Annotated in this window: 8 protein-coding genes; 5 read left to right on the forward strand and 3 right to left on the reverse strand. The window is 74.5% G+C overall.

The window, feature by feature from the left end; translation table 11 throughout:
- Positions 1-405: 405 nt before the first annotated feature.
- The 3 genes from MXD60_RS27825 (at position 406) to MXD60_RS27835 (ending at position 3,983) form a co-directional block, all read left to right on the forward strand.
- On the forward strand, positions 406-2,247 hold the full coding sequence (locus tag MXD60_RS27825) for a glycosyltransferase family 39 protein (RefSeq protein ID WP_248822663.1): 1,842 nt from the start codon (positions 406-408) through the stop codon (positions 2,245-2,247).
- Positions 2,244-3,572, forward strand: coding sequence for a putative hexosyltransferase (locus tag MXD60_RS27830; protein WP_248822664.1), 1,329 nt, complete (start codon positions 2,244-2,246; stop codon positions 3,570-3,572). The genes MXD60_RS27825 and MXD60_RS27830 overlap by 4 nt, the downstream gene beginning before the upstream one ends.
- Positions 3,573-3,779: 207 nt before the next feature.
- Positions 3,780-3,983, forward strand: coding sequence for a DUF5703 family protein (locus tag MXD60_RS27835; RefSeq protein ID WP_248822665.1), 204 nt, complete (start codon positions 3,780-3,782; stop codon positions 3,981-3,983).
- 43 nt (positions 3,984-4,026) lie between these two features.
- Here MXD60_RS27835 and MXD60_RS27840 read toward each other — a convergent pair whose 3' ends face one another.
- The gene (locus tag MXD60_RS27840; RefSeq protein WP_248822670.1) at positions 4,027-4,449 is read right to left on the reverse strand and encodes a hypothetical protein; all 423 of its coding nucleotides are present in this window, start codon (positions 4,447-4,449) and stop codon (positions 4,027-4,029) included.
- Positions 4,450-4,830: 381 nt separating this feature from the next.
- Between MXD60_RS27840 and MXD60_RS27845 the strand changes: the two genes are divergently transcribed.
- Both MXD60_RS27845 and MXD60_RS27850 read left to right on the forward strand, forming a co-directional pair.
- Complete coding sequence (locus MXD60_RS27845; protein WP_248822666.1) at positions 4,831-5,808, forward strand: LLM class flavin-dependent oxidoreductase; 978 nt, start codon at positions 4,831-4,833, stop codon at positions 5,806-5,808.
- A 489-nt stretch (positions 5,809-6,297) separates the two neighbouring features.
- Positions 6,298-6,906: a TetR/AcrR family transcriptional regulator gene (locus MXD60_RS27850; RefSeq protein WP_248822667.1), complete on the forward strand. Its 609-nt coding sequence runs from the start codon at positions 6,298-6,300 to the stop codon at positions 6,904-6,906.
- Between the two features lie 56 nt (positions 6,907-6,962).
- On the opposite strand, the gene MXD60_RS27855 is transcribed toward MXD60_RS27850, so the two are convergent.
- Positions 6,963-7,649 (reverse strand): TetR family transcriptional regulator, encoded by a 687-nt coding sequence (locus MXD60_RS27855; RefSeq protein WP_248822668.1) that lies wholly within the window; start codon positions 7,647-7,649, stop codon positions 6,963-6,965.
- Positions 7,649-8,329 carry a TetR/AcrR family transcriptional regulator gene (locus MXD60_RS27860; RefSeq protein WP_248822669.1) on the reverse strand — a complete coding sequence of 227 codons (681 nt, stop codon included), beginning with the start codon at positions 8,327-8,329 and terminating at the stop codon, positions 7,649-7,651. Before MXD60_RS27860 ends, MXD60_RS27855 begins: the two co-directional genes overlap by 1 nt.
- Positions 8,330-8,482 lie beyond the last annotated feature (153 nt).

Raw genomic sequence — 8,482 nt, forward strand, 5'->3', positions numbered from 1 at the left:
GTACGCGATCGGCGCGTCCAGCCTCTACATCGAGCTGCGTCGCCCGTCCGACGTCATGCCGTACAACCAGGCGCCGGGGGGGGGGGGCGGCCGGGGCCCCCCCCCCCCGCGGCCGGCATGCCGGCCGCGGCGGATCGGACCAGAATGCAGGACGGCACGGAACCTGACGCCGACCGGCCGAGGCCCTGACCCGCGGCGACCACCCCGGTGGGCCCGCCCGCCGGGTCAGCCGACCATCCCGCGCGCCGCACGAGCACCGGACCAGGTGCGGACCCCCTGGTTGGCCGAACGTCGTCCGGCTGACCCCGCCGCGCCGCGGACGACGAAAGGCATGCCATCAATGTCCAACGGTGGACGGCGATCCCGCCCCGGTCCGACGGCGCGGGCCAGCGCGCCGCAGCTGCGATGACGGACGTCGCGATCCGCCCGGCGGAGCAGCTCCCCGAGCCCGCCGACCAGGTCGGCGGGCGGCCCGACCGCGGCGCGCGGATCTTCGCCGTGGTGGTCGGCCTGCTCGTCGCCGCCTCGGTGATCATTCGGTTCACCGCCAGCCAGGCCCTGTGGCTCGACGAGGCCCAGAGCGTCGCCATCGCGCGCCTGCCGCTGCATGGCGCGGGCGTCACGATGTGGGACGGTCTGCTGCAGGACGGTTCGCCGCCGCTGTACTACGTACTGCTGCACGGCTGGATCGACCTGTTCGGCGAGAGCAACCTCGCCGTCCGCTCACTGTCCGCGATGATCAACATCCTGGCCGCGTGGCCGCTCTACGTGCTGGCCGGGCGGGTGGTCGGCGAACGCGCGGCCAGGGTCTCCGTCGTGCTGTACCTGACCTCGCCGTTCGCCCTGTACTTCGGCACCGAGACGCGGATGTACAGCCTCATCGTGCTGCTCACCGCGCTCGGCGGAGTCGCCCTGGAACGGGTGCTGCGGGCACCGTCGGCACGCGCCGTGATCGGCCTCGCGCTCGCCGCGGGCTGCCTGGCGCTGACCCACTACTGGTGCCTCTACCTGCTGCTGACCGTCGGGGGCTGGCTGATCGGCCTGCTGACCGTGCGTCCCTGGCTGCGGGCGCGTCGCGCGCGCCGCGCCGGCACGGACCCGGCGGGCGCGGCCGAGCGCGCCGAGGACCAGCCCTCCCCCGGCGCCCTGGTGGCGACCGGGGAGAGCCCGGCGACCGAGCCCTACCCCTACTCCGGCACCGCCCGGGGTGCCGGCGCGCCGCCCGTGCGACCGGCCGGCCCCGCCGCCCGGGTCACCGGGGCCCGCAGCCACCGCTCGGCGACGCGTCGCACGGTGCCCGGCGACGCGATCGTCGCCCGCCGGGGCCCGATCCTCGGGCTGGTCGGCATCGTCGCCGGTGGACTGGTGTTCTCCCCGTGGCTTCCGAGCTTCTTCGACCAGCTCGCCCACACCGGCACCCCCTGGGGCGAGCCGGCGAGCTACGCGGCCATCTCCCACGCCTACGGCCAGTGGGCGGGCGGGCCGACGACGCTCGGCCGCCTGCTGCTGTTCCTGATCACCGGCCTCGCCGGGGCCGGTGTTGCCGGCCGCAGTGCCGGTGGCCGGTTCGTCCTGGTCGACCTGCGCGGCATCGAGCCCGGCCGGACCCTGTTCCTGCTGGCGACGGGCACGCTGGTCGTGGCCGTCACCGCCGGCAAGGTCGTCGGCAACGCCTGGGCCGACCGGTACACCGCCACCGCGTTCGTCCCGTTCCTGCTCGTCCTCGGGCTCGGCGCGACCATCATCGGCGACAAACGGGTGTTCCGCGGGGTGATCGCCGTCGCGGCGCTCGTCGGGCTGCTCGCGGGTACCAGCGACCTGCGCCGGGAACGCACCCAGGCGGCCGAGGCCGCCGGCATCCTCGAAAAGATCGCCCGCCCCGGTGACGTCATGCTGGTCTGCCCCGACCAGCTCGGCCCCGGGCTCGCCCGCACCGTGCCGTCCTGGCTGAAGGTCTACGTCGTGCCGACGTACGCGCCGCCGGACCGGGTCAGCTGGGTCGACTACGAGGACCGCAACAAGCACGCCGACGGCCGCGCGGTCGCCCGGCGCGCGCTCGCCGAGGCGGGCCCGCAGCACACCGTGTTCCTCGCCGGCTCCGGTTCCTACCGCACCTACGAGGAACTGTGCACCGTCGTGCGCACCACCCTGCAGGACGCCCGCCCGCACGCGGACGAGGTCATGGAGCAGGGCACGCCGGCGAAGGTGTACGAGAACTACGCGCTGCTGCGTTTCCAGGCGCGGTGACCGCCGCGCGGGGAACGTCCCCCCACCCGGATCCGCCGGCGCGCGACCGCGCGGCGGACCCGGGACGGGCGGGGCTCCCCGCGGGCACGAGCACGTCGACGGGGACAGGCGGGTCTCCCCCGCGCGTCGGTCCCCGCCGCGCGGGGACGCGGCGCCGTCCCTCCACCTGGCGGGCCGACCGCTGGCGGCTGCGCGACGTCGTGCTCGCCTGGCTCGCCGCCCGCCTCGTCGTCGGCGCCGCGCTGGCGATGACGACGTTCATCGCCGACCAGTCCGTGACCGGCCAGGGACCGCGCCTGCGCACCACCGGCCTGCTCGGCTGGGACGCCGGCTGGTACCGCACGATCGCCGAGGTCGGCTACAGCGGCGCCGGGGCGGACAGCCGCCGGTTCTTCCCCCTGCTCCCGATGCTCGTCCGCGTCCTGGACCACGTTCCGGGCGCCGGCGGCCACGCCGGGATCGTACTGCTGGCGATCGTCAACGTGGCCGCGCTCGGGTTCGCGCTGCTGCTGGTCCAGCTCGCGACGCTGGAGGGCTTCGACGAGGCCACGACCTACCGCCTGATCTGGCTCGCCGCCCTGGCGCCGCCCGCGTTCGTGCTGGTCATGGGATATGCGGAGGCCCTCGCGGGAGTGCTCGCGGTGGCTGTCCTGCTCGGGGCGCGGTCCCGGCGCTGGGAACTCGCCGCGTGCGCCGGCCTGCTCGGCGGGCTGTGTCGCCCGCTCGGGGTGCTGCTCGCCGTCCCGGTCGCCGTCGAGGCGGCGCGCGGGCTTCCGTGGCCGCTCGCGCGCCGCCTCGGCCCGGCGCCGACGCCCGGGCGGGCGCCTGGTGGTGCGGCGCAGATCGCGCGCCGGCTGGTCGCGGTCGTCGCGCCGCTGGTGGGCGCCGCGTTGTACGTCCTCTGGTCGTCGCACACCTACGGGGACGGCTTCGCGCCGTTCACGATCCAGCGCGACGCGGCCCGCCACGGCAGCACCGCCAACCCGCTGTCGGTGCTCTGGCACGCCGCCCGGGGGACGTTCTCCGGGCAGCTCGGCACCGGGCTGCACGTGCCCTGGCTGCTGCTGGCCGTCGTCGGCCTCGTGGTGATGGCCCGGCGCCTGCCGGTGTCCTACCCGCTGTGGTGCGCGCTGGTGCTGGCCGCGGTGCTGACCGGCAGCAACCTCGACTCGGCCGAGCGCTACCTGTACGGCGCGTTCCCCTTCCTGTTCGTCGCGGCGCTGGTCACCGCCCGCCGGGAGGTCCTCACCGCCGTGCTCGTGGCCTGCACCGCGGCGATGACCCTCTACGCCACCCTGGCGTTCACCCTCGCCTACGTCCCCTAGCCACCCGCGGTCCCCGAGCCACCCACCTACCCGGCGCCGACATGCGCGGACGTCGGACCGTCCGGGTGCGGGGGAGCCTTGCGGCAGGTAGCGGGACGGTTAACGTGGTGGGACCGCACGGTGATCGGCATGCTCGCCTCGTCGCGCCTGAGCGCGAACTGCCCAACGCGTGCGTCTTGATGTCCGTCACGTCGAGGTCAGGTCGCATTGGCTGGAGTCGAGCTCGAATATCAGAACCTCTACCTGCCGCCGGGCACGGACCGCCGGGCGGCCGTGCAGATCCTCACGATGCACGCCGAGTTCGGCGACTGGGAGCTGGACCGGCTGCGGCTGTTCCCGGACGGCTCCCGCCGCGTCGTGCTGCGCCGCCGGCGGCGCCCCGGCGGCCGGCCGGGATACCTGCCCACCTGAGGCGAGGCACCGAGGACTGAGAACGCCCCGGGGCGCCGGCGGTTCAGCCGCCGACCTCCTTGCGGACCTGCACGGGCGTCCGCACCTCGACCGCGTCGGGCGCGCCGCCGTCGGCCTGCAGCTGACGCCCCCACGGGGTGTCGCCGGGATCGTCGCGGCGGGGGCCGCCGGTCGCCGGGCCCAGTAGCCAGACGTCGACGCGGAACCACAGGTCACGCCAGTGCGCGCCGTCGTCGGCCCGCATCTGGACGAACCGGCGGCGCAGCACCTGGCGGGCGACCTGCGAGGCGCCGTCGACGCTACGCTCGAATCCGCCGGCGGGCTCGGTCCAGTCGGCGTTCCAGCGCCCGCCGTTCGCGCTGACCTGGACGAGATAGGCGTAGGTCGGCGGCGTCCGGGTGGCCCCGTCGCCCCCCGGCCCCTCCAGACCAGGAGCCGGAAGCATGTCGTTGGCCACAACACCCATCATCTCACCGGGTCATCCGCCACACCTCGCGCGGCGCCCGCAGACGGCCCGCGGCGCCGCACACCCCGCGCCGCGCCTTCGACGGATCGACGCCTCCGGTGACGCTACGCACCTGCGGCGCGCTGAGCCCGGACGGACCCGCAGCGGCACAGACGGGGTCACCGTGGCCGGCGCCGGCGCTCCCGCCGCTCACCTGCACGAACAGGGTGATGACGAAACATGCCTTGCCTATAGCGATTCAATATGGCATGAATCATATCTCGGCCTCGACCACGTATGAGGCGACAGAGCCGGCTGTGGGTTGGATCGTCCAGAGATCCGACTTCGGCAACGACCCGGGCCCGGCCATGGCCGTGGATCCGGCCCAGACGAGGAGCCCGAGTGTTCACCCTGCGGTTCGATCTGCGTGCGCCCGCCACCGGCGCGCCGGCCAACGTGTTGTACGCGGCAGCCCTGGAGATGTCGTCCTGGGCGGAGGCCCGGGGCTGCATCAGCGTGACGGTGTGCGAGCACCACGGCGCCGAGGACGGCTACCTGCCCGCCCCCGTGATCATGGCGGGCGCGCTGGCGGCCCGCACGACGACGGTGCCGATCACCGTCGCCGTCGTCATACTCCCGCTGCGCGACCCGGTGCAGCTGGCCGAGGAGATGGCGGTCGTCGACATCCTCTCCGCCGGCCGGGTCTCCTACGTGGCCGCCATCGGCTACCGGCCCGTCGAGTACGAGATGTACGGCCAGGAGTTCCACCGCCGCGGCAAGATCGCCGAGGAGAAGCTCGGGGTCCTGCTGCGCGCGAAGACCGGTGAGCCCTTCGAGCACGAGGGCCGGCGCATCCACGTGACGCCGGCGCCGCACACCCCGGGCGGGCCGCTGGTGTTCTGGGGCGGCGGCAGCCCCGCCGCCGCGCGCCGCGCCGGCCGCCACGGCGTGGGCTTCTTCGCCCAGAACGGCGACGCCGAGCTCGGCACGATCTACGAGCAGGCCGCCCGCGACGCCGGGCACGAGCCCGGCATGTGCATCCTGCCGCCGCCCGAGCTGCCCGCCTCGGTGTTCGTCGCCGAGGACGTCGACCAGGCCTGGGACGAGCTCGGCTCCTACCTCATGCACGACGTCCTGAGCTACGCGGCGTGGAACGACGACCTCACCGGCACCACCAGCCTGTCCGCCGCGCAGACCGCGCAGGAGCTGCGCGCGGAGAAGCGCAGCCACCAGATCCTCAACGTGGACGAGGCGGTCGACCTGGTCCGCTCCGGCATGCCGCTGAGCCTGCACCCGCTGATCGGCGGCCTGCCGCCCGAGATCGCCTGGCGCTACCTGAAGGTCGTCACCGACAAGGTCATGCCGGCCCTGTCGTCCTGACCAGGGCCGGCTCGACCAGGGCCGCTGGAACGTCGCCGGCCTGGACACCACCGGCTGGACACCACCGGGCCGAACGCGCGGACGGGCGGCGGCCCGATGCACCCGCCGCCCGTCGGGGCGGTGCTCCGGCCGCTCCTGCTGCACGTCGAGGTGGTTGATGGGGTGCTCGGGGCGGTGGTAGCCGTCGAAGCGCGGCTCGCCGCCGCGCAGCTCCCGGATGGTCAGGAAGTCACCCTTGTTGCCCTTGTGGTCCCACGGGCCGAACTGGATGTAGGTGGCGGGGCCGTTGGTCGCCGGCATCCAGCGGATGCGCTCGGCGTATGCCCGCTCCCCGATCCGGCCCCCACCCTCGTACCACTTAGTTACGCCGTGGTCCGTCGACTCCGGGAACATGCGTTCGATGAACTTGCCGTCCGAGGGGAAGTGGTCATCGACCGCTCCGCCGCAAGGAAAGATCTAAAAGATTACGCGTCAGGATATAATATAAGTATGCAGCCGGCTGCCCCTACCAGCGCAGATGCGACCCAGGGCCGACCGCGGGACCCGCGGGTCGACGAGGGTGTCCGGCGCGCGGTGCTCGAACTGCTCGGCGAGAAGGGCTTCGCCGAGACGACGATCGCCGCCGTGGCACGCCGCGCGGGGGTGGGACCGCCGGCGATCTACCGGCGCTGGTCGTCGCGGATCGCCATGATCGAGGACGCGGTGTTCCCCGGCTTCGACCAGGTGACGGTGCAGGCCACCGGCGACCTGCGCGGCGATCTGCGCCGCTACGTCGACGCCTTCGTCGCGACGTTCAACCAGCCGGCGGCGCGCGCCGCGCTGCCGGGCCTGCTGAGCGTCTACCAGTCCGACCCGGCCAACCACGCGATGGTGGGCGAGCGGGTCGGTGGCAGCGTGCGCCCGGGATTCCGCGCGATGCTGGCCGCCGCGGCCCCCGGCGCCGCCGCGGGCGTGGCCACCGACGACGTCCTCGACCTGCTGGTCGGCGCGGTGCTGTTCCACGTGTTCATCCGCTCCTTCGCCGGGCGGGACATGTGCAGCGACTACATCGTCGACCTGATCGCCCGCGCCGTCACGGCGGACGCCCACCCGGAGTAATCGCCCACCCGGGGTCGCGCCGCCCCGCTCTGTCGCGCCTCGGAATGTGATCCAACTCATGCACCGTTAACGGCGGCGCCGGGCTGTGCGGTGTCATAGGGGCCGAGGACGAGCCGGGTGACGGCCTCGACCTGGTCGCGCAGGTCGGCGAAGGTGATCCGGCCGACGGTCCAGGAGGTCAGCCCGGCCCCGAGGGTCGCGTTGATGGCGATGGTCGCCGTCGGGACGACCTCCGCCGGCACCCCTCCCATCAGCGCCGCGAGCATGTCCGCGTTGTCGCCGGCCCGCGCGGCCAGCTCGGCGCACGCGAACGGGTCGGGCGAGGCCTCCACGTAGGCGACCAGCCGCGCGAAGTTGGGGTGGCCCTGGAACGCCCGCAGCTCCCGGTCCAGAAACCCGAGCACCCGGCGGCAGGCCCCCGCCCGGTCACCGTCGCCCTCGCGGCCGCCGCCATCGCCGGCGCCGGGGTCGGCGTGGCCGGTCTCGACGCGGACCCGGTCGGTGAGGCGGCGCTGCCACTCGACCCAGGCGGCGGCGAGCAGGTGGTCGCGGGAGGAGAAGTAGCGGTAGGTCGTGCCGAGGGCGACGCCGGAGCGCTCCGCGACGTCGCGCATCTGCAGCCGCTCGGGGCCGCCCTGGTCGATCATCTCGATGACAGTGCTGGTGAGCCGGTGGCGCCGGGCCAGCTGGGCCGCGGTCATGCCCTGCACCGACCGCGGCGGCATCTGTTCCCCGCGTACCATCAGCCGCCGCCTGGCTGGTCCGTTCCGGCGGCGCTCGCCGACATCGCGTCGATCACCGGCACCACGGCGCGCCGCAGGTAGGCGCGCAGCCGCGCCTCCGAGGACGTCCTGGCGCTGTCGAACATGAGCAGGGAGTGCAGCCAGCGCACGGCGGTCTCGACGATCTCGTCGAGGAACGGCTCCAGCGCGGCGTCGTAGTCGACGATCGGCGCGATGATCGGCTGCGCCACCGCGAGCGCGCCCGCTGAGAGCGCGTCGTGGGTGTCCCGGTGCCCGCCGCCGAGCAGCGGGCGCAGCGCGGGTTCGGCGCGGAACTCCCGGCGCACCGCGACCAGCGCCTCGACGAGGAACTCGCCCGCGGTCCGCGCCCGGCGCCGGGCGGCGCCGACGACCGTCCGGCCGACCTGCGCGCCCACGGCCGTCAGCGCGGCGGAGACCAGCGCGTCGCGGGTCTCGAAGTGGGCGTAGACGGTGGGGCGGGAGACGCCGGCGGTCGCCGCGATCGCGCTGATGGAGGTGCGCTCGATGCCCCGGCGCCGAATGCACGTGACCGTCGCGTCCACGATCTTCCAGCGGATGGAGGCGGCGCCCTGCCCGCCGGCCGGTCCCGCCGCGCGGCCCGACCGGGCGGCGACGGCGCCAGCCACGCCGCTGCCGGCCATGTCGTGCGCGCGGTCCACGGGGCCCCTTCCAGACGGCGGAGCGGGCCATGCCGATGCGGGCCCGCCTTCCGGTCCGGTCTGGCCAGGGTATCCCTGCCGTACCGGGCGGCGCCGGCCGGCGCCCGGGGGTGCCGGTGGGTTTAAACCAACAGGCGCGGGCCGCGCAATGCA

Origin of the sequence: Frankia sp. AgB32 (assembly GCF_023243045.1) — a bacterium.
In the GTDB taxonomy this organism is placed as follows: Bacteria; Actinomycetota; Actinomycetes; order Frankiales; family Frankiaceae; genus Frankia.

Bases quoted from the DNA above. Each gene is read 5' to 3' on its own strand.
- MXD60_RS27855 (WP_248822668.1), bottom strand. From the start codon at position 7,649: ATGGTACGCGGGGAACAGATGCCGCCGCGGTCGGTGCAGGGCATGACC.
- MXD60_RS27850 (WP_248822667.1), top strand. From the start codon at position 6,298: ATGCAGCCGGCTGCCCCTACCAGCGCAGATGCGACCCAGGGCCGACCG.
- MXD60_RS27825 (WP_248822663.1), top strand. From the start codon at position 406: ATGACGGACGTCGCGATCCGCCCGGCGGAGCAGCTCCCCGAGCCCGCC.
- MXD60_RS27840 (WP_248822670.1), bottom strand. From the start codon at position 4,449: ATGGGTGTTGTGGCCAACGACATGCTTCCGGCTCCTGGTCTGGAGGGG.